The sequence below is a fragment of the Alkalihalobacillus sp. NPDC127517 genome, from assembly GCF_050276055.1.
Classification (GTDB): domain Bacteria; phylum Bacillota; class Bacilli; order Bacillales; family Bacillaceae_D; genus Alkalicoccobacillus.
Genome location: NZ_JBNNQX010000007.1, coordinates 204,640 through 231,364 on the forward strand (window position 1 = coordinate 204,640; position 26,725 = coordinate 231,364).

Below are 26,725 nucleotides of genomic sequence, written 5' to 3' on the forward strand. Positions count from 1 at the left end.
CTTCTATCACACAAAAAGAGGTGAAATACCTAATGCAAATCGCGATTATGTCTGATGCCGAGGACCTCAAGTCTTTACATGACTATTGGTTACATTATAAAGAAATTCAAGTTGCTAAGACTTTCACTTTCCATGGGGAACTTACTCAAGCTCTAAAGGAATTCATTTCAACTCTTCGGTCAAACCGAATTCAACTCGTTGATTTCTGTACCTTAGATAAGGAAAAAGAGCATGTTATACATGCACTCATTGACGAAGGAGTGAGTGTGTTAACAAGTTATCCTATTGCCAAAACAGAAGCAGCTACTCGTTCTATTCTCCAAAAAGCAACCAGGAATGGTTTGAAAGTGATCAACCGAGATACTGTTCATTTTCTTCCTGAACGTAGGCAAGCTCAATTAGAGGTGTTAAAAGGAGCTTTGGGGCCTCTGGGGGTGCAACGAATTTCCGTTCGACTAAAACCTATTCATTCTGATCCTTATGCCTTTGATAGAGTAGCGATTGGACAGTTTGAATGGATCGCAGAAACGTTTGGCGCAGTAAAGCGGGTCATGACTAAGCAGGTTCGTAAAACGATTACTGATAACCAATCGATCGCATACCATTCAATCTTATTAAGAATGGAGGATGGATCTTTTGTTCATCTGGATCTTTGCTTTATGGACAATAGGGAAGTGTATTCACTTGAACTAACAGGGCAAAAAGGGATGTTGAGTTTTCATAGCGAGAACGCATCATCCATTAAATTATTCCCCACAGGTGTAAATACATCCGAATCAAATGGCTCTCGTGAGAACGGAAACCGAGAGCTAGCATATCTCTTGTTGGCCATAAGCGAACAACAAACCATGACTTATTCGAGTGAATCCATCATACATTCGCTCAGGATACTTGAAGCGACAAAGCAATCTGCAAGATTAGGTCAACCAATTGAAGTGGGGGGCGAATAAATTGAAGATCGGAATAATCAGCTTCGCACATATGCATGCAAATAGTTATGCTTTAGCTCTAAACAACCATAAAGATGCCAAACTCGCTGGAATTTGGGATGCGAATAGTGAGCGAGGTCAAGCGAAAGCCAACGAATTTCAATCCGAATTTTACTCTTCACTAGATGATTTACTTACATCAGATATTGATGCTGTGATTATCTGTTCAGAAAACGTGAATCACCGTGAACATGTGATGAAAGCAGCAAGCTTTAAAAAACACATTCTATGTGAAAAACCGATTGCAACTGAACTGAATCATGCGATCGAGATGATTCAAGCGTGTGAACAGCATCAAGTGATTTTACAAGTTGCTTATCCAGTTCGTTTCTCCGAGCCTATCCAAGAAATGAAAGCGATGATCGATCGTGGAGTAATTGGAGATGTGCTCGCAGTGAATGCGACCAATCATGGGCAAATGCCTGGTGGATGGTTTATTCAAAAGGACCAATCAGGTGGAGGTGCGGCAACGGATCATATTGTTCATCTGATGGATCTTCTTAGATGGACGCTTAAGGACGAGGTGGCATCTGTTTACGCTGAATTCGATCAACGTTTTTATGAGATCGAGGTTGAGGATTGTGGGTTGGTACAGCTAGAGATGGAATCGGGAGTTGTAATTACCATAGACCCAAGCTGGTCAAGACCTAAATCTTTTCCTACATGGGGAGATGTCACCTTAGAAGTCATCGGAACGAATGGAGTTCTGTCTGTAGATGCCTTAAAGCAACACTCTGTTTTATATAATGATGAAACAAATCGAGTCGAGCGGAAGTCCTGGGCAGCCGATATGGATGCATTACTGGTGGATGATTTTATTGCTTGTGTGAAGAATGACAGCGCTCCCTTTATTAGTGGCGAGGATGGGTTAAGAACGTTAGAGGTTGTAAAAGCTGCATATCAATCCGATCAAGAAAAACGATTGATAAAATTAAAGCGAATTGCGTATTAACTTAATAGATAGGAGGTTAAAACATGAAGTTTGGCATGAGTTCCTACAGTTTAGTAGGTGCTATTCAGTCTAATGAACTATCGATTGTTGATGTGATCGAGTGGACAGCTGAACAAGGAGGGGAGCATGTTGAAATTGTTCCGATAGGTTTTAATCTAACGGAGTCTGAACATTTAATTGATGAGATCGTTGCGAAGGCAAAAGTGTGCCAAATTGATCTTTCCAATTATGCGATCGGAGCAGATTTCTTAAAAGGATCAAGACATGCGTTTGAGGAAGAAATAAAACGAGTGAAGGAACAGGTAGACATTGCTAATCGACTTGGCGTGAAGAAGATGAGGCATGACGTGTCCTTTAAGCCACCTATACAAGCAACGATTGAGGAATTTGAAAAAGATCTGCCGACCTCGATTGAGGGCTGCCAGATTATTGCTGACTATGCCTTGGAGTATGGAATAACAACAAGCATCGAAAATCATGGTTTTTATATTCAATCAAGCGACCGGGTGAAACGATTAATTAGTGAAGTGAACCGAGAAAACTTTAAGTTAACAATGGACACAGGGAACTTCCTTTGTGTCGATGAGAGTCCGTATGCCGCTGTGTCAAATACAGTTTATTTGGCCTCGATGATCCATGTAAAAGACTTTTATGTACGCAAGGCATCAGGGTTTAATCCGGGTGAGGGCTGGTTCAAGACAACGAACCACAACTTCCTTAGAGGTGCAATTACAGGGCATGGAGATATTTGCTTAAGAGATGTGTTACAGGTAATTAAGCATTCACGATACGATGATTTCATTTCAATTGAGTTTGAAGGACTAGAGGAATGCAAGAGTGCTGCGGCAATTTCCCTACATAATGTGAAGCGTTTATGGGATGAGTTACCTAATGAAATGGAAGGGGTGCACATAGGATGAGTTTAATTAAGATAGGGATTATTGGGGCAGGCTCGATTTCTGACATGCACTTTGATTCGTACGCAACAAATCCTCAAGTAGAAATCTATGCAGTATGTGACCTTAATCAGTCAAGAGCAGAGGAAAAGGCAATTAAATACGGAGCACAACACGTTACGACTGATTACCGAGAGCTACTAGCATTAGAAGAAATTGATGCGGTGAGCATATGTACATGGAACAACTCTCATGCGGAGATTGCTATTCGTTCATTAAAAGCTGATAAGCATGTGTTGGTTGAAAAGCCATTATGCAAAACAGTAGATGAAGCTGAGGCCATACAAAAAGCTGTGAATGAAAGTAATGGAAAGACACTCCAAGTTGGTTTTGTGCGCCGGTTTGCATCAAATACACAGGTATTAAAGAAATTTATTGATGCTGGAGATTTAGGGGATATTTATTATGCGAAGGCTTCATGCCTAAGAGTCTTAGGCAATCCTGGTGGTTGGTTCGCCGATCAAGAGCGATCTGGAGGCGGTCCATTAATTGATTTAGGTGTTCATGTCATTGACCTTTGTTGGTATCTAATGGGAAAACCTAAGGTACAATCAGTGACTGGTAACACATACAACAAGCTAGGGAACAGGGCCAACATTCAAAACAAATCGTATTATAAAGCCGCAGATTTTGATTCAACCAAAAATAATGTAGAAGATTTAGCGAATACGCTTATTCGCTTTGAAAATGGAGCTTCGTTAATGGTTGACGTTAGTTTTACACTCCACGCAAAAGAAGAGAAGATGGAGGTTCATTTATTTGGTGAGCGAGGCGGAGCTCAGATTGAACCAGCTTTAGAAATCGCTACTGAGAAGCATAATACGATGTTAAATTTGGTCCCTCAAATGGATAGTCGAACCTTTGATTTTGTTAAAGGATTTCAGGATGAGATTAATCATTTTGTAGAATGTGTACAGGGGAAGCGAGAAACCATTAGTCCAGTTGAAGATGGCGTTGAGATCATGAAGATTTTAGCTGCTATTTACGAATCAAGTAAGACAGGTGCAGAGGTTCGATTTTAGTAAAGCCTTTGACATAAGGAGGTAACCTTATGAGTAATATTGATCTAGCCATTCCTTCGCCACAACAGGTAGCTTGGCAAAATTTAGAGCTTGGACTCTTTGTCCACTTTGGTTTGAATACATTTTTAAACCAGGAGTGGGGAGATGGAACTGATTCTCCAAAGGTTTTTAACCCCACTTCTTTACAAGCGTTGCAATGGGTCAAAGTAGCCAAGGATATGGGTTTTAAATACTTTATGCTTACGGCAAAGCATCATGATGGATTTTGTTTATGGCCAACGGAAACAACCAGTTACTCAGTGAAAAGCAGTCCTTGGCAGAACGGGGCAGGCGACGTAGTGAGGGAGTGCGCAGATGCGTGTCAGCAAATTGGAATGCCCTTTGGCCTCTATCTCTCCCCATGGGATCGACATGAGCCCTGCTATAAAGATCAAGAAGCGTATGATACGTTTTATTGTAAGCAACTAACAGAGTTACTCACAAGCTATGGTCCGATTGTTGAAATATGGTTTGATGGGGCCGGTTCTGAAGGACGAGAATACAACTGGAGCCGAATCATTGAAACTGTGAAGAGATATCAGCCTGATGCGATGATTTTTAATATGGGGCAGCCTACAATCAGATGGGCTGGAAATGAAGATGGAATTGCTCCAGACCCTTGCTGGAATTCACGTCAGACGTCAAAAGTAAGTTTGTTCTCTAAAGAAGAATCAACCTGGTTACCAGGAACTCCAGAATGGCTGCCAGCGGAGTGCGATGTACCAATCCGAGGCGATCATTGGTTTTGGCATGAACACGATGAGGAACGATTGAGATCAGTTGATAACTTGCTAGAGATTTATGAGAAGTCTGTTGGTCGGGGTGCAAATCTATTATTAAACGTAGCACCCGATCACAGTGGACTCATTCCTACAGTAGATATTGATCGTCTGAGTGAATGGAGATCTAGAATTAACGAAGCCTATACGAGGCCAGTGGCGTCATGCTTTGGAAATGGTCACGAGCTAACAATGGAGCTAGATGGAGTGAGAAAGATAGATGTCGTCATGCTTAAAGAAGAGATCCGTAAAGGAGAAAGAATTCGATCTTATAAGATTGAAGCTCAGCTTCATGACAAATGGCAAATGGTATCTGAAGGTACAGCCGTAGGACATAAGCGTATTCATAGCTTTCAAGCTATAAAGACTAATAAGCTCCGTTTGACTATTAATCAAGCAGTTGGCAATCCAGAAATAGTCGAATTCTCTGCTTTTATTTCTAAAAAAATATGAATGTACGAATTAACTGAAACTTCCTCATGCTATACTAACAAAAAGGAGGGGTGTCACATGTTCAAAATCCATCAAATGTGAACGCTTTACTGATTTATCTTTTTTGACTCTGCAATTGTTGTAAAGAATCATCCAAAAAAGATAAATGAGGAGAATGTGATTATGGATAAAAAAATGTTAGAAACAAAGGTAGACGCAAAGCAAAAAGAGATTGAATTTTCAGGTACTGTGCTTGTTAAGACAAAAACAGAAACGTGGACAAAGAGCTATGGTTGGTCTAATCGTGCTGAGAAAATTCATAACACAGACCAAACACGGTATGGTATTGCTTCTGGATCAAAACCGATCACAGCTGCAGCCATTAGCTTATTAATGGATCAGGGGAAACTGACCCCAGAAGATCGACTCATTGATCTCTTAGACCACTCGTTCCCACATTTTCATCAAGGCATTACGATTCACCACTTGCTTACTCATACGTCCGGCGTACCTGATTATTTTGATGAAGACGTGATGGATGATTTTGAAGAGCTTTGGGTAAAGCATCCGATGTATCTGATTCGAGAGTTAAGCGATTTTCTGCCATTATTTCAAAATGAGAAGATGAAGTCGGAGCCTGGCGAACAATTTCACTACAATAATGCAGGGTATATTTTGCTTGGACTTGTTGTGGAGGAAGTAAGTGGGGTACCGTTTGATCAATATGTTCAAAAGCATATCTTTGATCGACTTGGTATGAGTGATTCGGGTTACTTTGAACTCGATTCATTACCAGAACGGACGGCTTTAGGGTATATTGAAAAGCCGGATGGGGGTTATCGAACCAATCTCTATAGCTTACCAGCCAAAAGCGCGTCTGATGGTGGTGTCTTTGTGACGGTGGGGGATATGCAGATCTTTTGGGAGGCACTTGTGGGTTATGAGCTATTAAGCGAACAAGCAACCAAGCGCTTTCTGGCTCCTCACGTGGAGGAAGACGATGGATTCTTTTATGGCTATGGTCACTACATGGAGGTAGATCAATCTGTTATTCGCCGCCGTATCATGATGGGGTATGACCCAGGTGTTAACTTCAGGCAAGCGTTCTTCCCACAGTCTGAGGTCAATATCATTGTTTGTTCAAACCTTTCAGGTGGAGCTTACGAAATCATGACAGAAATACAAGAAATGCTAGAGAATCTAAACTAACAAAAAAGATCCAGCTCACTTAAAAAAGTGAGCTGGATCTTTTTTGTTTAATTCGCTGCTATGTTGTTTTCCACATGATCTATACCTGCCGTTGTAATCTCAATACATAGATTATCGCGACCTTGTCTCTCTGTATGAATCAGGCCTTTGTCCTCAAGATACTTATACGCTAGCTCTTCCTCAACCTTTGTATCAGTGACAGTAATCGTCATCGGTTGTCCCGTGTGATTAAAATGGTGCTGATACAGTCCCTCTAATAATGTGTCACGAAGCTTCTTTCTTTCTTTAATGGCTTCCAAATGTGATCTCCTCCTATATGTTCTTATGAATGCCATTCCCCGTGAGATTTTATATCAAACTGAATTTTTAATATTTATCTGGAAATTTGTTTTTCTTATTCATGTGTCACCAATCAATGTCAACTTCATATGGTACATAAGGCTATATAAAGTAGGGGGAACATGTATGGGACATTCCTTCAAATCAGGAGCGTTGTTTTTCATTGTTGTGATTATCTTTATCTTGTTTAGCATTGGTGCAGGTCGATCAGATTCAACTTTAGGAAGTGATGAGATCATATCAACTTAAGTGGAGGGCGGATGAATGGGCAAGGATAGCAACCAATATGACGGTATGTTTTCAAATTATAGTTTGTCTCCACAACAAATCGCTGTTATTACTGGGATTTTATTAGATGCTCTTGTTGTTCAAGCGGTTTTAGTTGATAACAATCAACGAGTTGAGATTGTACTAGAGGGACATTTATCTGATAAAGGGAAAGTGAATTCAGTGGTTAACGATATTTATCATATGAAGTTTGGCGAAATCTTTAATGGCTTTCCAAGAAAATAAGAACGAATAAAACACATTTCCTCAGGGTACCCTAACATGTCCTGAGGTTTTTTACATAATTCAATCTGGATGAGGAATAAGTTGCCGGAATAGGGGTATTACACATATTAACGACGTCGCGTCCTCATACAAACCAGTGAACCCCTTTCATTATGAAACGATGACTAGTATACTAAACGTGGACGAGAAAAATTAATGTTCTTGTCTCTAAAAGGAAGGTCGAAAAATGAATAAACGGTCCATTCAAGCTGAAATGTCTAGTTTTGTAGGTAAATTATTAAGAGACAACTTTGGTAAAGGTCCATCCTCTGTGTACGTATCGATAAAAGAACCTTTTATTACGATGCATTTAAGAGAATTTCTTTCTCCAATGGAACGTGTCTTAATGGCTCAAAACAAAGATGTAAAGGTTGAAGAAATCAGAGATCTATTGATGAATGAACTTCTCCCTGAAATTAAAGCTACGCTCTCTGCTACTCATAATCTTAAAGTCTCAGAGTTGTACTATGATTGGTCATTGCATAATCGCTCCGGAATTATTATTGGAGTGATGGAAAGCACGGATCAAAACGCTGACATGCTGGAGGATTATTCAAACAAAGCGGCTATTCACCGAGAAATTGAACAGGTGAGTAAGCAGGCTGAAAGACTACCAGATGCAGTGAATTCATGCTACCTGAATGATCGAACTTTAATTGTAAAGCGTGAGGGGATTTTGGTCCGTATTGAGAAAGAACTTATTCGTCAAGGCTTTATAGAGCCACTTAAGCTGACGAAACGACATTTAGAGAAGAGTCTTTTGGAAACAGGAGATTTTAACGATATGTTGAATGCTGAAATCATGGACATCTTTGTTGACTGGGATTTCATTGAAGATATAAGTTACATTGTATTTATTTTAAAGCCAACTGAAAATCTAGGTAGTAACGATTCAGACAATTAGTGCTGAACGTAAGCCGAAAGGGAGAATACTCCTTTTCGGTTTTTTTTTATGAAAGAAAGGGGAATATTATCATGAAATATTTAATCGACACAACGCAGAAACTTATCCACAGATCCTCCTTTGTAAGAGATTCATGTGCATTTCACACGACATCACTTGAAAGTAGAGAAAGTACTCATAGTGAATTATATGTTCAGAAATTAATTGACGAAGAACAGTACAAAAAATGCGACCGTTGTTATTCAACTATATATAGAAGAGATTAATAGATAGAAGGGAATTTACATGTTTGGCTTATACGATTTATTCCGCTTAATTGTCGCAGCAGTTGTTATCCTCCCGCTAACCTCAATCATTCGGGAAGCAGGTTACTACCTAGCTGTTACAATCCTTGGTGCAAAGGAAAAGAAATTGATTGTGGGAAGTGGCCCCATTTTATTTTCATTGCCGACGATTGAAGTAAGACGGTATTTCTTTATGTACAGTTGGATTGAGTATGAAGAGCTGAATCCGAAAAATCGGTTTTGGCACGGATTCATCTATGCATCACCGATTTTTGGTCCACTTCTTCTGGGTCTCACCATTAATATGATGTTAGCCAATGGTATCATTGAATCTAACGTGTTCTGGAATACCTTCCTTTTTTATATCTTCTACTACATTTTCTTTGATGTCATACCTGTATACTTGCCAGATGGACAACCAACAAATGGACGGGCTATATTTGATTTAATTTGGCATGGCGAGCGTTCTGATTTCAAAAAGGCAAGATTGGAAAAAGAGAAAGAAGAAAAGCAGAAAAATGAATCAGAAGATGACAACAAAAGAGAAGGATATACCGAAGCTCAGGAGGAAACGATTGAAAATCGTGACCGAGATCAGGAGACGAGAGAGGACCATACAGATCCGTCGCACGAGCATTCGTCTTCCGAGTCGAATAAAGGCTATACAGAACAACAAGAGGAAACAATTGAAAACCGTGATCGAGATCAAAAAGAGCGCTCCGACCATACAGAACCAGAGAAAAAAGACTAGGTATGTTCGCTCCTATATGGTAGACTACTGGTATATTTAACCATGTAGATTGTGGAGGTGAGAGCGTGATCGTTGTTAACGACCATTTAAACATGAGACCTCTAAAGGAAGAAGATATGCTTTCGTTTTGGACGCTTGCCTACAAAGATGAGAAGCCTGAATGGAAGAAATGGGATGCTCCATACTTTGAGCATCAAGCTCTTACTTACGATGATTTCTTAGCAAAGCTAAGTACTCAATATGTTGATCAGGATGATGTATACGGAATTTTTGCGAATGGTCGTTTAGTTGGTACGGTTTCTTATTACTGGGAGCATAAACCTTCAAATTGGCTTGAGGCAGGAATTATTATCTATGATTCTTCTCAATGGAATAAGCAGTACGGAACACCATGTTTGAAAGCATGGGTTACTCATTTGTTTGAGACTTTGCCGTTAGTAAGAGTTGGTTTTACGACTTGGTCAGGGAACAAGCGCATGATGAGGCTTGGTGAGAAGCTGGGTATGACACTTGAAGCAAGACTACGAAAATGTCGTTTCTATCAAGGTGAGTACTATGACTCCGTTCGTTACGGCGTCTTAAGGGAAGAATGGTTTTATTAAAAAAGAATCGCCAACCTTTGTGCGATTCTTTTTTGTATAGATAGAGGAGGAATTTGAGGATGGGTTTAGAGATGAGAAAGAGCTGTGAACGCTGTAACAAAGCACTCAAAGACCATTTATTTGCTTACATTTGTGTGCATGAATGTACGTATTGCAAGGAGTGCACTAGCGAATTAAAAAATATTTGTCCTAATTGTAGCGGGGAACTTGTGCGCAGGCCAAGACCACCGGTGAAACAGCACGTTTGATTGGTGGCACGAGGAGCAGTATGACATTTGTCATACTGCTCTTATGATAAGTACTACTTACGATTTTTTCCGAAAGCGCTTATAGTTACGTTATAGATAAGTGACGAAGGAGACTGATATATGACTCACACTGACCACATTCAAAAAACCAAAAAGTTAACTCAACAAGTTCTTCAATATGCTAAAGGTGAAAATAAAAGTAGTATTATACAATTAATGAATACATTTATCCCATTTATTGCTCTTTGGGTAGGCGCATATTTTTTAATGGATGTTTCTTATTTTCTGTCGCTTCCTCTTATTGTTGTAGCGGCTGGATTTCTCATCCGAATCTTTATTATTTTTCATGATTGTTGTCATGGATCGTTCTTTAAAAATAAACAAGTGAATCACATTCTCGGAACAGTAACCGGTGTCTTAACGTTGTTTCCATATTTACAGTGGAAACGGGATCATTCGATTCATCACGCAACAAGCAGTAACTTAGACAAACGTGGAACTGGTGACATCTGGGTGATGACGATTAGTGAGTATCAGGAAGCTTCTAAAAAGGAAAAGTTGATGTATCGACTGTATCGTAACCCGGTGGTTATGTTTGGTCTTGGACCTATCTATTTATTCCTAATTAAGAATCGATTTAATCGAAAAGAAGCACCACGTAAAGAGCGGATTAACACGTATGTGATAAATCTATGTATTGTGCTTTTGGCCACGGGTACATGTTTACTTGTAGGCTGGCAGGCGTTTCTCTTAATCCAACTTCCAATCTTTTTTATCTCTGGGATGCTAGGGATTTGGCTTTTCTACGTACAACATACATTTGAAGATACGTATTTTGAAGAAGACGAAAATTGGGATTACGTAAAAGCGGCTGTGGAAGGAAGCTCGTACTACAAGCTACCTCCATTATTGCAGTGGTTAACTGGGAATATTGGCTATCACCATGTGCATCACCTGAGCCCACGAATTCCTAATTATAAGTTAGCAGAAGCTCATAACAAAACGGAGCAGTTGAGTAATATTCCAACAATCACGTTACGAACAAGTCTCACTTCTTTAAAATTCAGACTTTGGGATACTGAAGCAAGACGATTTGTTGGGTATAATGTATTAAAACAGGTTTCTCCTAATACGGTGAACCGTTCTCTAACATGATAGGATGATCGATATGCTAGAAAAAATGCAGAAGTTTAATCTTCATACCTATAGTGGAATATCGCCTTATATCTGGGCGGTATTCTTTGTTCTTCCCTTCTATTTTATTTTTCAATTTTCATTTGAAGTAGATATCATTTCAAGTGTCATCTTAGTGGTTAGTTTTTTCATTTTTTATCGAATTGCCTTTCTTTCTAAAGGATGGCTTGTCTATCTATGGATCTTTCTTTTAATGGGTATCTCCACTTCAACGATCCTTTTGTTCGGGTACACATTTTTTGCCTTTTTTGTTGCTTACTTTATTGGTAATATAAGGGACAAGCGATCGTTTTACCTGTTATACTTCATTCATTTAGTTACAACATCATTTGCGATTAACTATGGAATTATTAATGAACCGAGCTTGTTTTTACCACAGCTGGCGTTTGTTATTATCGCCTGGATTAGTGTGATTCTTCTGCCGTTCAGTACTCATAATAAGAACGAACGAGATGTACTGGAGCATAAGCTTGAGAATGCGAACGAACAATTATCCGAGTTAATAAAGGTGAAGGAACGTCAACGAATTGCAAGAGACCTGCATGATACACTTGGGCAAAGTCTTTCGATGATTGGACTTAAAAGTGAGCTAGCACGAAAGTTGATTTACAAAGATCCTGAACAAGCTGCGATCGAAATCAAAGAAGTTCAACAAACGGCAAGAGCTTCTTTAAATGAAGTAAGAAAATTAGTGTCATCGATGAAAGGCCTCAGATTAAGAGATGAACGAATGTTATCAGCGCAAATGCTAAAAGCCGCACATATTGAATGGAGCTGGCATGAGGAAGACACGGATCTAGTATCGAATATACAATTGATTACCGAGAATATACTAGCCATGTGTTTAAAGGAAGCCGTTACGAATGTCGTAAAGCATAGTAATGCAACAAGCTGCGAAGCGTTTATTCAGTCGGATCAAGGTCAACTTCTTCTAATCGTAAGGGATAATGGAACATTTAAAAAGACGGAGAATGATTTTGAGAAGGGGAATGGGCTTGCAGGGATGAGAGAGCGCTTGGAATTTGTAGATGGTAGCCTTGAGATTAACTCTGAGGATGGGACAGAGCTTCGCATTCAAGTGCCATATGACATTAAAATAATCTACAAGGATGGGAATTCATGATAACAATTTATATAGCCGAAGACCAACAGCTGTTGCTTGGAGCACTTGAAGCATTGCTTAACCTTGAGGATGATATGAAGATTGTTGGAAAGGGAAAGACAGGACAGGAAGCTGTTGACTTTGTGGCTAAGCATCAACCTGATGTGTGCATTATGGATATCGAAATGCCTATAAAGACAGGGCTTGATGCAGCGGAAGAGTTGAAGCTACTTGAGTTTGATACGAAGGTTGTTATTCTTACGACGTTTGCGCGTTCTGGGTATTTTCAACGGGCTCTGCAAGCCGGAGTCAGTGCCTATTTGCTAAAAGACAGCTCCAGCGATGAGCTTGCTCATGCTATTCGACAAGTTGTAATAGGAAAACGTGTCTATGCACCTGAATTGATGGATGATGTCTTTCGTGAGACAAATCCATTAACAGAACGCGAGAAAGAAGTTCTTTCTTTAATTGCAGAAGGAAAAAGCACAAAAGAAATATCAACCGAACTTGACCTTAAACTTGGAACGGTCAGAAATTACGTTTCTGTGATCTTAGAAAAGTTAGATGTGAAAAATCGCATCGAGGCTGTAACTCATTCAAAAGAAAAGGGCTGGTTTAATTAGTTACCAATCAATTACTCACCACGTGCAGCAGCATCAGCAATCACTGTAACACGCGGGTGTCGCTTTAAGATGGATGCAGGAAAATCTTGCGTTTCCTTCCCATGTAATAGGTGGTGCAGGGCATCCCTCTTGCTCTGACCTGAGATTAACAACAGAATTTCCTTGCTTCTCATGATACTAGCAATTCCCATGGTGATGGCGTGGGTTGGTACCTCAGAGATCTTGTTGAAAAATCGCGCATTTGCGACACGTGTAGTCTCTTCAAGCTTAACGATATGAGTGTTCGATTGAAAAGGTGTTCCCGGTTCGTTAAAGCCAATATGTCCATTATTTCCAATTCCAAGAATTTGTAGATCAATGCCTCCCTGTTTATACAGTGCATCTTCATAAGCCGCGCTCGCAGTTTCAGGTTCGTGGGTGTTACTCTTTGGTAAAAAAATTCGCTCATCACCTATATCAATATGGCTGAAAAGGTGTTCTCTCATATAGGAGTGATAGCTCTGCGGGTGGTCATACGAGAGACCAATGTATTCATCTAAATTAAATGATGTGACCTGTTGATAAGACGTGTAATTTTTTTTGTGATCTTCTACTAACTGCTTGTACAAACCAATGGGTGTTCCACCTGTAGCAAAGCCAATGTTCATTGCAGGATTCTGTTTTAAATGCCAAATCACAAACTCTGCAGCTTTTACACTCATATCCCCGTAATCCCGTGCCTTAATGATTTGCATCAGTTTCCTCCTCCGTCTCGTACATACGCACATTTTCCCTGGCAATAGGTCATAGCCACTTCACATGTAGAATCTAAAATAACGAGATCCGCATCTTTTCCAACGGAAATACTGCCTTTTCGATCATAGACGTTAACCTGCTTTGCAGGGTTTACGGAAGCCATTAGGACAGCCTCATGTAGGGTACATCCTGAAAAATTCATCATATTCTTAAGAGCTTGATTAAGTGTGACTACACTTCCTGCTAACGTTCCATCACTTAACAAGGCTTCTCCTTCTTTCACATTGACAGATTGACCTCCTAAATCATACAAGCCATCCGGCAATCCCTTTGCTCTCATCGCATCTGTTATCAGTAGTAACCCCTCTGGCCCTTTCTGTTTAAAAGCTAACTTAACAATTTCACGGCGAACATGAATGCCATCCACAATTAATTCTGCTAGGAGTGAATCATGTAAGAATGCTGCTCCAACTACACCAGGCTCTCGGTGGTGAATGCCACTCATCTGATTAAACAAATGAGTCACCTGAGTGGACCCTTTCTCTATTGCTTTGTTTACCTCAAGATATGTAGCGTTTGAATGGCCAATTGACGCGATGATGTCCTGAGAGTGAAGGTATTCTACTAAATCTAATCCCCCATCCATTTCAGGAGCTAATGTAACGATTTTAATAGACTCTCTAGATAAAGAATGCCACCTTTTAAACACATCTATACTTGGTGGAACAATATATTCAACTGGCTGAGCCCCAGCTTTATCAGAGTTAATAAAGGGTCCTTCTAAGTGAATCCCAAGAATCTCGGCTTGTCCTGAATGCTGTTGCTTGTGGATAAATTCCCCTGCATGGATTAAGGCATTTTCAATGGATGAAGAACTTTGAGTCATCGTTGTAGCAAGGAAACTAGTTGTTCCTTCTTTTGGAAGATTCGTTGTGAGGGTTTGCAGAGACTCATGTGTTGCATCCATCGCATCAGCTCCATGTGCCCCGTGTATGTGGATGTCAATAAAACCAGGTACCGCTTTGTACTCAGGTGGGATTTCAATCACTTCATAATCAGAAGAAATTGAATTCAACTCATTAATTGAGCCTACTGCTGCAATATGTTGATTCTCTATAAGTATGTAACCGGACTGAATGAATTGATGTTCAGTATAGACTTCCATTCCTTTCAGAATTATTGGTTTTTGAGTGTGTTGCATCATACACGTCTCCTTCGTTTTCCGTTATCTAAAAATAAAAAAGGATTAATTAGAGGAAACCATTTTATTTGTTTCAAGCTTTTAGTATGGTTTAGAGATATACCTATTAAACATAACATAGTTATATTTTGTGAGTGAGGTACAAGTTAAAAAAGGAGGTACATAACGATGATGAATTATCTTCAAAGAATAGGGCGTTCTTTAATGTTACCGGTAGCCGTCCTTCCAGCTGCCGCAATCTTAATGGGAATTGGGTATTGGATTGATCCATCAGGGTGGGGCTCGGAGAATGTGATCGCAGCATTTTTAATAATAGCTGGGGAATCGATTATTGAGCATATACCCATTTTGTTTGCAGTAGGTGTTGCATTAGGTATGTCGAAACAAAAAGACGGGGCCGCTGCACTCAGTGGACTAGTCGCCTTCCTTGTGATTACAACTTTACTTTCAGCTGAATCCATCTCGTTAATTCAAGGAATTGAAGAGTCAGAAGTGAATATGGCTTTTAGTAATATTGAAAATGTATTCATTGGTATTATATCAGGATTAATTGCATCTGTTATGTTTAATCGATTTAGCCATGTTCAGCTTCCAAGTGCACTTGCATTCTTTAGTGGGAAACGATTGGTTCCAATTCTAACTTCGGCGGTTATGATTCTTGCATCCGTATTCTTTTATATTGCATGGCCAACAGTCTATAACGGACTCGTTACGTTTGGTGAGTCAATCAGTACGTTAGGAGCAGTAGGCGCAGGGATTTATGGGTTTGTAAACAGACTACTCATTCCAATCGGATTACATCATGCGTTAAATAGTGTCTTCTGGTTTGATCTCGGTATCAATGATATAGGTAACTTCTGGTCAGGTACGGGAGTGAAGGGAGTCACTGGTATGTACCAAGCAGGTTTTTTTCCAATCATGATGTTTGGGATTCCTGCCGCAGGTCTTGCGATGTATCATACTGCTAAGACAAACAAGAAGAAAGTCGTCGCTTCACTTATGCTAGCTGGTGGATTTGCAGCCTTTTTAACAGGAGTCACAGAGCCAGTTGAATTTGCCTTTATGTTTGTTGCCCCATTGTTATACATTGTGCATGCACTCTTAACAGGGCTATCTTTTGCCATTGCAGCATCCTTTGAATGGACAGCGGGATTTGGTTTTAGTGCTGGTTTAATTGATTTTGTCTTAAGCTCACGTTTACCGATGGCTAACCAACCGTATATGTTACTACTTCAGGGGCTTTTCTTCTTTATGTTATACTACTTTATTTTTAAATTCTTAATTTTAAAGTTTGATATTAAAACGCCTGGTAGAGAAGATGAAGAAGTAGAAGAGGTGACAGATACACAAAAATCTTCCACTGATCGAAATGTTTCATTTACCGAAATGGCTACTAAGATTTACAAGGAGTTAGGTGGACAGGAGAATGTAACCTCCATTGATAATTGTGTCACTCGATTAAGATTAGAAGTAGTGAATCCCTCAAACATTGACTCCTCAAAACTAAAAGCAATTCATGGAGTATCAGGATTCATTGTTACAGGAAAAACCAGCGTACAAGTTGTTGTAGGAACGCAGGTTCAATTCGTCGCTGATGAAATGAAAAGAATCAGTAAGGAATAAGGTAAGGTTGATAAAGAAGAGCCTGGGACATAACTAAAGATCAATACGACAATGGCGAATGATTCTACGATCGAATCATTCGCCATTCGTAATTTCCGGATTTTTTGGTAAGGCGAGCGGAAGGGATTCTCCTGTAGCGGATAGATTGCTATGTTCGTGTTTTCATAGGCGAATTGATGTTTTGTCCCAGTCTCTTTAATGACATCGTTTGAGATGAGGGAAGTTCTAATAGTACAATAGAAAAATAGAAACGGAATAGGAGTGGAGAATGATGAAGAAACTGACGATCGCAAGCATTCCTGGAGACGGGGTCGGAAAAGAAGTTGTGCCTGAAGCCGAAAGAGTTTTGAAAGCGGTATCTGAATTGCATGGTGGAATTGAATTTCAATTTTCTTCCTTTCCTTGGAGCTGTGAATATTATCTGGAACACGGAACAATGATGCCAGAGGATGGGTTAGAGCAGTTAAAGGACTTTGACTCTATTTTTCTAGGAGCGGTAGGAAATCAGAATCTTGTTCCAGATCATGTGTCTCTATGGGGGCTTCTTATTAATATACGCCGTGAGTTTGAACAGGTTATTAATGTCAGACCTGCTAAGGTACTCAAGGGAGTGACGTCCCCACTAGTTAACCCTAAAGAGTTTGATCTGCTTGTCGTTAGAGAAAATAGTGAGGGTGAATATAGCTCGATTGGTGGAAGGATCCATCAAGGAGAAGACGAGATTGCCATTCAAAATGCAGTATTCTCCAGGCGTGGCACCGAACGAGCAATGCGTTATGCCTTTGATCTAGCTAAATCAAGGCGGAGACATGTGACCAGCGCGACAAAATCAAACGGAATTGTTTATTCCATGCCCTTTTGGGACGAGGTGTTTCAGGAGGTTAGTAAGGAATACCCTTCGATTCAAGCAGATTCACAGCATATTGATGCGCTAGCTGCGTTCTTTGTCACTCGACCGGAAACGTTTGATGTAATCGTCGCTTCTAACTTATTTGGAGATATCCTAACAGATATTGGTGCAGCCATTATGGGTAGTATTGGTGTTGCACCCGCAGCCAACATTAATTTAAACGGTAAATATCCATCGATGTTTGAGCCTGTTCATGGTTCTGCTCCAGACATCATTGGTAAAGGGATTGCCAATCCAATTGGTCAAATCTGGACAGCTAAAATGCTACTTGACCATCACGGAGAAACCGAGCTTGGTGAACACTTACTTCAATCAATTGAAGAGGTAACTAGTCAGGGGATCGTTACGCCAGACATTGGCGGAGGTCATTCAACAACAGAAGTGACAAATGAGATTATTAAGACGTTGCAAAAGAAAACCATCTGATGACTTCAGAAAAAAGTAGAACCCTTTATACAGCTGTAAGGCTCTATCTGGGGTTTCTTTCTTTATCTATCTATTTCTTTTCACAATCTTTGAAAAAAGAAAATGACTTAACGGTTGAAAGTTAAAACCAACTATTGAATACTAATAGAATAAATAGATTTGTGTAGAAAAAGGGGAGAATTCTGTGAAACAGTTAAAACGTATTGCTGTATTTTGTGGATCAAGCACTGGTACAGACCCAATTTATATGGAAGAGGCAAGTAAGGTAGGAGCGTTATTAGCGGAGAGAGGAATTGCTCTTGTCTACGGAGGAGCTCAAGTAGGCTGCATGGGCGCCGTTGCGAACGCATGCTTAGCAGCAGGTGGAGAAGTGATTGGTGTGATTCCGGAGAAGCTAATGAATGTTGAACTTGCTCATAGTGGATTAACAGAGCAGCATGTTGTGAAAACGATGCACGAACGAAAAGCGATGATGGCTGATTTGTCTGATGCCTTTATTGCGTTGCCTGGAGGGGCAGGGACGTTAGAAGAGTGGTTTGAAGTCTTTACGTGGTCGCAACTAGGCTATCACCACAAGCCATGTAGCTTCTTAAATGTAAATAACTTTTATCAGCCGTTGCTAGACATGATGAATCATACAGTTGAGCAAGGATTTATGAGACCTGCATATCAAGACTTAATCATCTCCGAGACCAATGCAACGGACCTGTTACAAAGGTTGGAAAGCTTTCAACCACTTGAAATCTCTAAGTGGGGAAACTAATGAGTCAATCGTTTGATAGGAAAAGGACCCCATTGTCATTGAAGATCCGAAAGAGCTATGGCAGGAAAAGGGTCAAGCAGAAAAGAATCACTTGTTTGAGCTTCTAGGTCCCTATCATTTAAGAAAAATTGAACATATCGGAAGTACGGCTGTACCTGGATTAGCAGCAAAGCCGGTGATTGATTTGATGGCAAAACTGAAGGACTTTAGCAAGATGGGTCCTATTACTGACCTTTTGCAGAAGGACAGCTGGGTTCATATTCCCACGCCAGAGGGTGAAGAGGAATGGCGAAAGTACTTTATTAAAATACATAACAATAAACGCGTGGCTCATCTTCATATCGTGGATGAAGGTTCAAAAAAATGGGACGAGCATCTCTGTTTTCGTGATGCCCTTCGTAACTCTACTGCACTGGTAGGGGAATATGCAGCACTAAAAATAAAGTTAGCTAAGCAATATTCTCATGACCGAGAGCTGTATACTAAAAACAAATCAGACTTTATTCAATCCGTCATAAAACAGCGCAACACAAATTGAATGAGACAAAGGGGGAGCCTAAAATGAAGAAAGCAAGCATCTACGAACGTCTTCAACTCACACATCCCATCATCCAAGCTCCTATGGCAGGTGGAATTTCAACGCCAGAGTTAACTGCAGCCGTTTCCAATCATGGAGGCCTTGGAATGATCGCTGCGGGATATCTTTCACCTACAGCCCTTCGTAAACAAATCAAAGCAGTCAAAAAGAAAACTAACCAATACTTTGGGGTTAATCTCTTTGTACCAACTGATTATCAGGTGGAGGATTGCGCCTTACATACGTCTAAGACATTATTACATTCCATTCATCAGAGTCTGGAGATTGAACAAGGGGAGGTGCCTCTCCCTAGTTCAGAAGAAGATCACCGTACCTACCAAGCTTTAATTGATGTCATGATTGAAGAAAACATTCCAGTCTGTTCTTTTACGTTTGGCATTCCCTCCCACTCGATTATTGAGCGCTTAAAGCGGCACAACATTGTAGTGATTGGAACAGCGACTACAGTTAAAGAAGCCATTGAAATTGAACGAGCGGGACTAGACATGGTGATTCTACAAGGAAGTGAAGCCGGAGGACACAGAGGAACATTCTTACATACAGAGGAAGAGGGAATGATTGGCTTAATGGCTCTAATCCCTCAAGCTATTCGTCTCATTCACATTCCGATTATTGCAGCTGGCGGAATTATGGATGGTCGTGCACTGATGGCCGCTAGGTGCTTAGGAGCGGATGCCGTTCAAATGGGAACGGCCTTTCTAACCTGCACGGAAAGTGGAGCCTCAGATATCCATAAAAAAGCCGTTACAAAGGCAACGGATAGCCAAACCATCTTAACAAGCGTTTTTTCAGGGAAAAAAGCGAGGGGCATCAACAATACGTTTATTCGAGTGATGCAAAAACATGAAGAAGACCTACCCGCATTCCCTATACAACACACGCTCACTCAAAGCATTCGGCAGGAATCTGTGAAGCGAAAGAACCGTGAATACATGTCCCTTTGGTCTGGTCAAAGTCCAATGCTTGCAAGCGTGCAGACAGCAGGAGAGTTGATTGAGCGTGTGATGGAGGAAGCTGAAGAGGTTTGGAATGGTGTCTAGTTCATGGGCATGAGGAGTAGAGGGATAGTGAACATTTTCCCTATTCTAGTCATAGACATTTAATCCGTCAAGCAACCGAATCGACTCTTATTTTGATCCATTTGGAAACGTTTCTGTTAAGGTAAGGCTTTATGTTGAGGTTGCCAGGGAATAGGCTAAACAAACGTTGGATCAGAAAGCAGATGAGTTGAAAACCTGTATCCTTCAATTCTCGGGTTGGACGTTGGAGGAATAGCTGCGAGTTGAAGGCTACTGGAAAGAATATGCCTTAGTTATGCGATAAACCTTAGTGAGGTGAGTGCTAACATGAATGTTAAAGAGGCAAGGCGAGTGGCATTTGAATGGGTTTCGCAGTTTTCTTCTAGACACCTGACGTTTCACAGTGCGTACCTCGCAGGCTCCATTACAGAGTTAAAAGAGTTGGATGAGTTAACACAAAGCTCTGATGTGGATGTATTCATTGTGGTAAACAGCAATGATGTCCCATTAAAACCTGGAAAAATTCGTGCGAGTGGAGTTTGTTTGGATATTACGTATTTACCTTGGTCGGTTGTTCGGAAGACAGATAATGTTCAGCGCTCGTATCATCTAGCAAACAGCTTAAAAAAGAATACGATTTTGCTGGATCCAACAGGAGAATTACAACAGGTTCAATCGATAGTGGAAAGCCAGTTTTATCAAAGAAAATGGGTCGAAGCAAGATGTGAAGACGCACGTTCTCGAATTACAAACAATCTCGACACTCTGCCAGCCCATTCAACCTGGGCCGAACAGGTGACAGGTTGGCTTTTTGCAGCCGGAGTAATGACACATGTGTTGCTAGTTGCTGACGTACGGAATCCAACCGTCCGTTTGCGTTATCTTAGAGTAAAAGAAATGCTACACCACTATGGATTAGATCATATCTATATAGACCTACTAAATTTTTTAGGTTGCCAACACCTCACCCCTACGATTATAACCTCACATTTGGAACAACTTGAAGAAACATTTGATGTAGCTGCCTCAGTAGCCAAAACACCGCTTTTTTTCAGCACAGATCTCACACAAGAAGCAAAAGCGATCTCGATACAAGGAAGCCGAGATCTCATTGCAGCTGGACACCATCATGAGGCAATCTTTTGGATGGTTGCAACCTACGCAAGATGTCACCAAATCTTTACTCTCGATGCACCTCACCTTTTATCCATGAAGGGATTTAATAAGCTACTACTTGATCTCGGTATTAGAAGCCCTACGGATTTAAACCAACGAGCAAATAAAGTGAGAGAGTATTTACCGGAGCTAAAAAAACAAGCCCAGTACATTATGTCAATAAACTCACGAATAGAAGAGGGAGTGATCGAATGAAAACCATTTTATTTGATTTTGACGGAACACTTGCCGATACATTGCCCGTTTGTTTTAAAGCTTTTCAAGACGTGTTTCGTTCATTTGATGAAGTAGAGCTGACAGACGAAGACATTGTTATGATGTTTGGTCCATCTGAAACGGGAATCATACGAAATCAGCTGAAGCACCCTGATGTAGAAGCAGCGATTGAACGTTATTATGCGAGTTATTCCGAGCACCATAACAAGCTAGTTGAAAAGAACGGAGACATTCGTGCATTGTTGGAGAAGTTGAAGACCGCTGGATATCAACTCGGAATCATAACAGGCAAGGCGCAACGTAGTTTGGACCTTTCCCTTCAAGCACTGGATATGCGTTCTTATTTCGATGTATTGATTTCAGGGGATGACGTGAATAAGCCAAAACCAGACCCAGAAGGCATTGAACTGGCTCTTCATCAGTTAGGTGCACAAAAGGAATCCGCGATCTACCTTGGCGACAGTGATGCCGATCTGTTAGCTGGACAACGTGCGTACGTTCAAACAGGTGAAGTGCACTGGCTGCCAGGATATCAACCGCTACTTACGGTGCAGGGAGATCAGGTATTTTTAAATACTGCTGAACTACTTGAGTATTTGAATGTGAGCACTGAGGTGAGCGGTAAGTGAAACGGTAATTCAATGTGAACATCTATTCAGTGCAAATTTTAATGACAGGAGTTCGCTGATGGGATATGGCGATACAAGGACGAGAATGATTCAACAACTAAACATGAACAACCCAAACATAACGAAAAGAGTCTGGGCCATTCAAATGAGATCATACCAGGTAGAAGCAAGCCTAATTGGTGTGCGCTCGTTTCCTCCACTCCAAGAAACGGCTGATGACTATAAGTTAGACTCGGGTCTCTTCTTTGGATGCCATGAAAAAGAGGAATTACAAGCTGTTATATCTATTCAGACTAAACATACCAGGCTTCTTATAACAAGACTTATGGTTGATCCTGAACATTTTAGAAAAGGAATTGGTACTTCATTAATAAATTATGTGAGTACTCTTTACAAAGATTGCACTCAACTAGAAGTTTCAACAGCGACATTAAACACACCGGCTGTTCAAGCTTATCTAAAGAATGGTTTTGTATTAACAGAAGAACACGTAACACCAGAGGGAATTAGTATCGTCACATTTGTAAAAAATATTTATTTCGGAAAAAACAATTGACTCTCACGTTACGTGATAGCTTAAGGTTGGTTTTGAGGGAGGTGAGTTCGTTGCTAAAGATTAAAGAGGTAGCTAGTCTTGTGGGAATTAGTGTGCGCACACTACATCACTACGATGAGATCGGTTTGCTTTGTCCGGATGAGGTGACCGATTCAGGCTATCGTTTATACTCTGAACGCAATCTCGATAACTTACAGCAGATTCTCTTTTACAGGGAACTAGATGTCCCTCTTAAAAAAATCAAAGAAATCATGAGCCGTTCTTCGTTTGATCAGGTAGAAGCCTTACAAACTCATCGCTCAATGCTGAGTGAAAAGAGAAATCAACTTGACCAGATGATCGTTACAATCGATAAGACGCTCAGATTTAAGAAGGGTGAGATTCAAATGTCGAATCAAGAAAAATTTGCAGGATTTGATTTTACAGGATGGAATAAACACGAACAAGAAGCAAGAGATCGTTGGGGTGACGATGTTGTTGATAAAGCGGCAGCAAATGTTGCTGGAAATGAAAAAGAGATGGGCGAGGAAATGAACCAGATTTATCGCGAGCTTGCGTCGATCCGTCATCTAGATCCCTCAAGTCAAGAAGCACAAGAGATTATTGGAAAATGGTTCACGTTCCTAAATAAGATTGGAACCTATTCAGTTGAAGCTTTTGCAGGACTCGGAGAGATGTACGTCGCTGATGAACGTTTTACAGAAAACATTAATCAGTTTGGAGAGGGACTTGCCAGATTTATGCGTGATGCAATGAGTGAGTATGCCAGACAGCATCAATAAGAACATACAGAAGAGGGCGAGACAAAACTAGAAATTAATGAAAAGATGGCGAATGATTCTACGGTTGAATCATTCGCCATTCGTATCTTTAACAAAACGAGCGGAAGGAGAACCTGAGACTCCTGCGGTATAATACGTGGTGAAGACACTGTAGCGGTGCCTTTTTCGCGGAAAGCGAGGGATTCTCCTGTAGCGGATAATGTGCTATGTTCGTGTTTTGCTATTCACATTAATGTTATGTCCCGCGCTCTTTTTTAGATTGATACATTATCGACTTGTGTACCCGGCGTCCGCATGGATGGTTGTACCTGTGATATAAGAAGACTGGTCAGACGCAAGCCATAATGATGCTTGTGCAACCTCACGAGGTGTACCAAAACGGTTAAGCAAGCTTAACTGTGGAGCATACTCTTCCTCTGTATGGCCAAATTGATCAAGTGCAGCACGCAGCATTGGAGTATCAATGGCTCCAGGTGCTACTTGGTTCACTCGAATGTTTTTATCTCCATTTTCAAGTGCAGCTGTTTTAGTCAGGCCATTCACACCATGTTTAGCAGCTACATAGGTTGCGTTATTTGGTTGTGGGCGGTATCCGCTTACAGACGAAATATTAACGATCGAGCCGCCTTCACCTTGTTTAATCATTTGTTGAAGTTCATATTTCATACAAAGAGCTGTACCTTTAAGGTCAACGTTCATCAACTTGTCCCAGTATTCTTCGTCAAAATCAGAAATCGGACGATCATCAGGAGTAATCGCAGCGTTATTTACTGCAACATCTAGGCGACCAAATTCGTTTACTGTTGCTTCAACAAGTTGTTTCACTTGTTCAGATTTTGATACATCAACTTTATGGAAAAAAGCTGTTCCGCCACTTTCGTTAATTGCAGCTGTAACTTCTTTCCCTTTTTCTTCGTTAAAGTCTGCTACTACAACTTTTGCTCCAGCTTCTGCAAATAACTGAGCTGTTGCTTGTCCCATACCCATTGCAGCTCCTGTGATAATAGCTACTTTACCTTCTAATACTGGAAATGTTTCCATGATGTCACGCACCCTTCAGCTAAGATGTAATACGTACATATTCATTATAATATTTGAACTTATAAGTAAAAAGTAATACGACTTATGTAGGGACTGATGCGTTATCTTTCTAATCTTAGCTTACTCGTTGACCAGAGGCTCTCTTGAATATGCGGTAACTTTCTTTCTTAATCTCAATTGGATCTAGATCATCTAGTTGTGTATTCGTTAAAACATCGATTAAGCCATATTGTAGTAAACGATTTGGAACTGAAATTTGTACAGGAGAATGTTTACGATTAATGACATAGACAAGCATGTTATCGCTTTTGTGTGTTGAATAGATCAATACATCAGCGTCTCCTGAATCATAAAATTGAACCGAATCAACTGAACCCATTGGTTGTAGCTCTTTACGCCATGATATCAATGTTCTCATAAAGGAGAACAATTCAAGATCTTGTTTGTCTTCCTCCCAGATCATACATTCTCGGCAACCGGGATCATTGCCCCCTGACATTCCAATCTCGTCCCCGTAGTAAATGCAGGGGGAACCTGGCATGGAGAAGAGCATGAGGTATTGAAGCATCACATGTTGTTTGTTGTTTTTGCTTTCTGTTAACACACGAGCTGTATCATGGGATCCAAGCAAATTAAATTGAACATGATTAACAGTTTGTGGATAGCTGAATAAATGCCTAGTCACTGATTCTTTAAAGGAACTCGTTGAGTGATCTTTTAAAATGAATCCTTGAATCGCATCTGTTAATGGATAGTTCATCACAGCATCAAATTGATCTCCTTGTAGCCAAGGAGAGGCTTGATGCCAGATTTCACCTAGTATATAGACATCAGGCTTTATGGCTTTAACTGTCTGCCTAAATTCTTTCCAGAACGAGTGGTCTACTTCATTTGCCACATCTAATCGCCAGCCATCAATGTCAAAGTGTTGAGTCCAATAACGTGCCACTTGAAGTAGGTATTCTTTTACTTCTGAATTCGCAGTGTTGAGTTTTGGCATGGTCCCTTCAAAGGCAAAGGCTTCGTAGTTTGGCTGTTCACCTGAAGGACGTAATGGAAAGCTATGTGGGTGAAACCAGTCCTTGTATGGAGATTGCTCACCGTTTTTCAGGACATCTTGGAAGGGGCCAAAATGATACCCACTATGATTAAACACCGCATCAAGCATGATGCGAATGCCCCGCTTGTGGCAAGCTTTGATCAGTGTTTTTAGCATTTGCTTATCGCCAAACTGTGGATCAATCTCCATATAATCGATCGTATCGTACTTATGATTTGAGAACGCTTTAAAAATAGGGGTGAAATAAATGCCTGTGATCCCGAGAGAACTTAAGTGATCCAAATGGTCATGTACTCCTTTTAAATCACCACCAAAGTAAGAGTTTACTTTTGGTTTTTCACTTCCCCATGCCAGCGTATTCTCAGGATTAATGGAAGGATTACTGTTCGCAAAGCGTTCTGGGAAGATCTGATACCAAACCGTGTTACTCACCCAATCTGGAGGAGAGAACTGTTCATCCCTGTGTAGGTAGGGAAGGCAAAAGAAAGGTGCTACATGTTCAGGGATCTCTTGAGTAAAACCTCGTTCAGTATAAACTATCGATTGGTCAGTGGATTGAAGCAAGAATCCGTAGCGCAAACGAGAATGTGGTAACTGTATGGTGGCAGTCCAATAATCATGCACTCCATCGCTGCCTGCCTTTGACATAGAGCTTCGTGTAAATTGCCATTTACCTTCAGTCCATAGATATGGATCACCATGTAGCAGTGTAATCTGCTGGACATCATCTGCAGCTGTTTTTATACGGATGGTGACAGACTTATCAGATGAGGAATAAACATCAGCATGTGATTGATGATGAATGATAGAAGATCGGTTCATAAACAACACCTCCCGAATTAGATAGCTAAAGTGTAGAGGATGACTCATAAGGTGTCAACGAAAAATGCAAGCGTTTTCTTAAAAGCTATTGCTAAATGTCTCACTTCAAATTATACTATTTTTGGAGTGGAACATTTTATTTTTATCTTTTTGTGCAAACGTTTGCGTAAATGAACTTAGATTTAACTATA

29 protein-coding genes are annotated in these 26,725 nt (G+C 40.5%); 24 read left to right on the top strand and 5 right to left on the bottom strand.

From position 1 onward, the window contains the following. Window positions 1–32: 32 nt before the first annotated feature. From ACQKKO_RS11720 to ACQKKO_RS11745, 6 genes are all read left to right on the top strand, one after another. Window positions 33–950 carry a hypothetical protein gene (locus ACQKKO_RS11720; protein ID WP_498647336.1) on the top strand — a complete coding sequence of 306 codons (918 nt, stop codon included), beginning with the start codon at window positions 33–35 and terminating at the stop codon, window positions 948–950. A gap of 1 nt (window position 951) precedes the next feature. Further along, the gene (locus tag ACQKKO_RS11725; RefSeq protein WP_498647338.1) at window positions 952–1,941 is read left to right on the top strand and encodes a Gfo/Idh/MocA family protein; all 990 of its coding nucleotides are present in this window, start codon (window positions 952–954) and stop codon (window positions 1,939–1,941) included. 23 nt (window positions 1,942–1,964) lie between these two features. Next, window positions 1,965–2,861 carry a sugar phosphate isomerase/epimerase family protein gene (locus ACQKKO_RS11730; protein WP_498647339.1) on the top strand — a complete coding sequence of 299 codons (897 nt, stop codon included), beginning with the start codon at window positions 1,965–1,967 and terminating at the stop codon, window positions 2,859–2,861. Continuing rightward, the gene (locus tag ACQKKO_RS11735; RefSeq protein WP_498647341.1) at window positions 2,858–3,919 is read left to right on the top strand and encodes a Gfo/Idh/MocA family protein; all 1,062 of its coding nucleotides are present in this window, start codon (window positions 2,858–2,860) and stop codon (window positions 3,917–3,919) included. Before ACQKKO_RS11730 ends, ACQKKO_RS11735 begins: the two co-directional genes overlap by 4 nt. A 29-nt stretch (window positions 3,920–3,948) precedes the next feature. Then, window positions 3,949–5,190: an alpha-L-fucosidase gene (locus ACQKKO_RS11740; protein WP_498647342.1), complete on the top strand. Its 1,242-nt coding sequence runs from the start codon at window positions 3,949–3,951 to the stop codon at window positions 5,188–5,190. Window positions 5,191–5,352: 162 nt separating this feature from the next. Beyond that, the gene (locus tag ACQKKO_RS11745; RefSeq protein ID WP_498647343.1) at window positions 5,353–6,378 is read left to right on the top strand and encodes a serine hydrolase domain-containing protein; all 1,026 of its coding nucleotides are present in this window, start codon (window positions 5,353–5,355) and stop codon (window positions 6,376–6,378) included. Window positions 6,379–6,425: 47 nt separating this feature from the next. Here the strand turns inward: ACQKKO_RS11745 and ACQKKO_RS11750 are convergent, their stop codons facing one another. Beyond that, complete coding sequence (locus ACQKKO_RS11750) at window positions 6,426–6,677, bottom strand: hypothetical protein (RefSeq protein WP_498647345.1); 252 nt, start codon at window positions 6,675–6,677, stop codon at window positions 6,426–6,428. 166 nt (window positions 6,678–6,843) lie between these two features. Here ACQKKO_RS11750 and ACQKKO_RS11755 point away from each other — a divergent pair, with 166 nt between their 5' ends. The 9 genes from ACQKKO_RS11755 to ACQKKO_RS11795 all read left to right on the top strand — a co-directional run bounded on the left by ACQKKO_RS11755 (window position 6,844) and on the right by ACQKKO_RS11795 (window position 12,977). Next, window positions 6,844–6,966, top strand: a complete 123-nt coding sequence (locus ACQKKO_RS11755) for a hypothetical protein (protein WP_498647347.1) — start codon at window positions 6,844–6,846, stop codon at window positions 6,964–6,966. Window positions 6,967–6,981: 15 nt separating this feature from the next. After that, window positions 6,982–7,230, top strand: a complete 249-nt coding sequence (locus tag ACQKKO_RS11760; RefSeq protein WP_498647348.1) for a hypothetical protein — start codon at window positions 6,982–6,984, stop codon at window positions 7,228–7,230. Window positions 7,231–7,456: 226 nt separating this feature from the next. Next, complete coding sequence (locus ACQKKO_RS11765; RefSeq protein ID WP_498647350.1) at window positions 7,457–8,173, top strand: Na-translocating system protein MpsC family protein; 717 nt, start codon at window positions 7,457–7,459, stop codon at window positions 8,171–8,173. Window positions 8,174–8,458: 285 nt separating this feature from the next. Beyond that, window positions 8,459–9,208 (top strand): hypothetical protein, encoded by a 750-nt coding sequence (locus ACQKKO_RS11770; RefSeq protein ID WP_498647351.1) that lies wholly within the window; start codon window positions 8,459–8,461, stop codon window positions 9,206–9,208. Between the two features lie 68 nt (window positions 9,209–9,276). After that, window positions 9,277–9,810 (top strand): GNAT family N-acetyltransferase, encoded by a 534-nt coding sequence (locus tag ACQKKO_RS11775; protein WP_498647433.1) that lies wholly within the window; start codon window positions 9,277–9,279, stop codon window positions 9,808–9,810. Between the two features lie 71 nt (window positions 9,811–9,881). Then, window positions 9,882–10,058: a DUF1272 domain-containing protein gene (locus ACQKKO_RS11780; RefSeq protein ID WP_498647434.1), complete on the top strand. Its 177-nt coding sequence runs from the start codon at window positions 9,882–9,884 to the stop codon at window positions 10,056–10,058. Between the two features lie 120 nt (window positions 10,059–10,178). After that, window positions 10,179–11,213 carry a Delta(5) desaturase DesA gene (gene desA / locus ACQKKO_RS11785; RefSeq protein WP_498647353.1) on the top strand — a complete coding sequence of 345 codons (1,035 nt, stop codon included), beginning with the start codon at window positions 10,179–10,181 and terminating at the stop codon, window positions 11,211–11,213. Window positions 11,214–11,226: 13 nt separating this feature from the next. Continuing rightward, on the top strand, window positions 11,227–12,375 hold the full coding sequence (locus ACQKKO_RS11790) for a histidine kinase (protein ID WP_498647357.1): 1,149 nt from the start codon (window positions 11,227–11,229) through the stop codon (window positions 12,373–12,375). Further along, window positions 12,372–12,977, top strand: coding sequence for a response regulator transcription factor (locus ACQKKO_RS11795; protein ID WP_498647359.1), 606 nt, complete (start codon window positions 12,372–12,374; stop codon window positions 12,975–12,977). Before ACQKKO_RS11790 ends, ACQKKO_RS11795 begins: the two co-directional genes overlap by 4 nt. 11 nt (window positions 12,978–12,988) lie before the next feature. On the opposite strand, the gene nagB is transcribed toward ACQKKO_RS11795, so the two are convergent. Together nagB and nagA are read right to left on the bottom strand one after the other, a co-directional pair. Then, a complete protein-coding gene (nagB, locus tag ACQKKO_RS11800) occupies window positions 12,989–13,711 on the bottom strand; it encodes a glucosamine-6-phosphate deaminase (protein ID WP_498647361.1) in 723 nt (240 codons plus the stop codon). Further along, window positions 13,711–14,913, bottom strand: coding sequence for an N-acetylglucosamine-6-phosphate deacetylase (gene nagA, locus ACQKKO_RS11805; RefSeq protein WP_498647363.1), 1,203 nt, complete (start codon window positions 14,911–14,913; stop codon window positions 13,711–13,713). The genes nagB and nagA overlap by 1 nt, the downstream gene beginning before the upstream one ends. Before the next feature lie 168 nt (window positions 14,914–15,081). Between nagA and nagE the strand changes: the two genes are divergently transcribed. The 9 genes from nagE (at window position 15,082) to ACQKKO_RS11850 (ending at window position 23,611) form a co-directional block, all read left to right on the top strand. Continuing rightward, the gene (nagE, locus tag ACQKKO_RS11810; RefSeq protein WP_498647365.1) at window positions 15,082–16,536 is read left to right on the top strand and encodes an N-acetylglucosamine-specific PTS transporter subunit IIBC; all 1,455 of its coding nucleotides are present in this window, start codon (window positions 15,082–15,084) and stop codon (window positions 16,534–16,536) included. A gap of 271 nt (window positions 16,537–16,807) precedes the next feature. Next, window positions 16,808–17,872 (top strand): tartrate dehydrogenase, encoded by a 1,065-nt coding sequence (locus ACQKKO_RS11815; RefSeq protein WP_498647367.1) that lies wholly within the window; start codon window positions 16,808–16,810, stop codon window positions 17,870–17,872. A gap of 184 nt (window positions 17,873–18,056) precedes the next feature. Further along, complete coding sequence (locus ACQKKO_RS11820) at window positions 18,057–18,635, top strand: LOG family protein (protein WP_498647370.1); 579 nt, start codon at window positions 18,057–18,059, stop codon at window positions 18,633–18,635. A 37-nt stretch (window positions 18,636–18,672) separates the two neighbouring features. Beyond that, window positions 18,673–19,173, top strand: coding sequence for a GrpB family protein (locus ACQKKO_RS11825; RefSeq protein WP_498647436.1), 501 nt, complete (start codon window positions 18,673–18,675; stop codon window positions 19,171–19,173). A 23-nt stretch (window positions 19,174–19,196) separates the two neighbouring features. Beyond that, on the top strand, window positions 19,197–20,273 hold the full coding sequence (locus ACQKKO_RS11830) for an NAD(P)H-dependent flavin oxidoreductase (protein WP_498647371.1): 1,077 nt from the start codon (window positions 19,197–19,199) through the stop codon (window positions 20,271–20,273). A 306-nt stretch (window positions 20,274–20,579) separates the two neighbouring features. Beyond that, window positions 20,580–21,623, top strand: coding sequence for a hypothetical protein (locus ACQKKO_RS11835; protein WP_498647372.1), 1,044 nt, complete (start codon window positions 20,580–20,582; stop codon window positions 21,621–21,623). Next, a complete protein-coding gene (locus ACQKKO_RS11840) occupies window positions 21,620–22,273 on the top strand; it encodes an HAD family hydrolase (RefSeq protein ID WP_498647374.1) in 654 nt (217 codons plus the stop codon). The genes ACQKKO_RS11835 and ACQKKO_RS11840 overlap by 4 nt, the downstream gene beginning before the upstream one ends. Before the next feature lie 58 nt (window positions 22,274–22,331). Continuing rightward, a complete protein-coding gene (locus ACQKKO_RS11845; RefSeq protein WP_498647377.1) occupies window positions 22,332–22,829 on the top strand; it encodes a GNAT family N-acetyltransferase in 498 nt (165 codons plus the stop codon). A 50-nt stretch (window positions 22,830–22,879) separates the two neighbouring features. Further along, window positions 22,880–23,611 carry a MerR family transcriptional regulator gene (locus tag ACQKKO_RS11850; RefSeq protein ID WP_498647380.1) on the top strand — a complete coding sequence of 244 codons (732 nt, stop codon included), beginning with the start codon at window positions 22,880–22,882 and terminating at the stop codon, window positions 23,609–23,611. A 267-nt stretch (window positions 23,612–23,878) separates the two neighbouring features. Here the strand turns inward: ACQKKO_RS11850 and ACQKKO_RS11855 are convergent, their stop codons facing one another. Next, window positions 23,879–24,652 (bottom strand): SDR family NAD(P)-dependent oxidoreductase, encoded by a 774-nt coding sequence (locus tag ACQKKO_RS11855; protein WP_498647381.1) that lies wholly within the window; start codon window positions 24,650–24,652, stop codon window positions 23,879–23,881. 115 nt (window positions 24,653–24,767) lie between these two features. Further along, on the bottom strand, window positions 24,768–26,534 hold the full coding sequence (locus ACQKKO_RS11860; RefSeq protein ID WP_498647383.1) for a glycoside hydrolase family 13 protein: 1,767 nt from the start codon (window positions 26,532–26,534) through the stop codon (window positions 24,768–24,770). Between the last annotated feature and the right edge of the window lie 191 nt (window positions 26,535–26,725).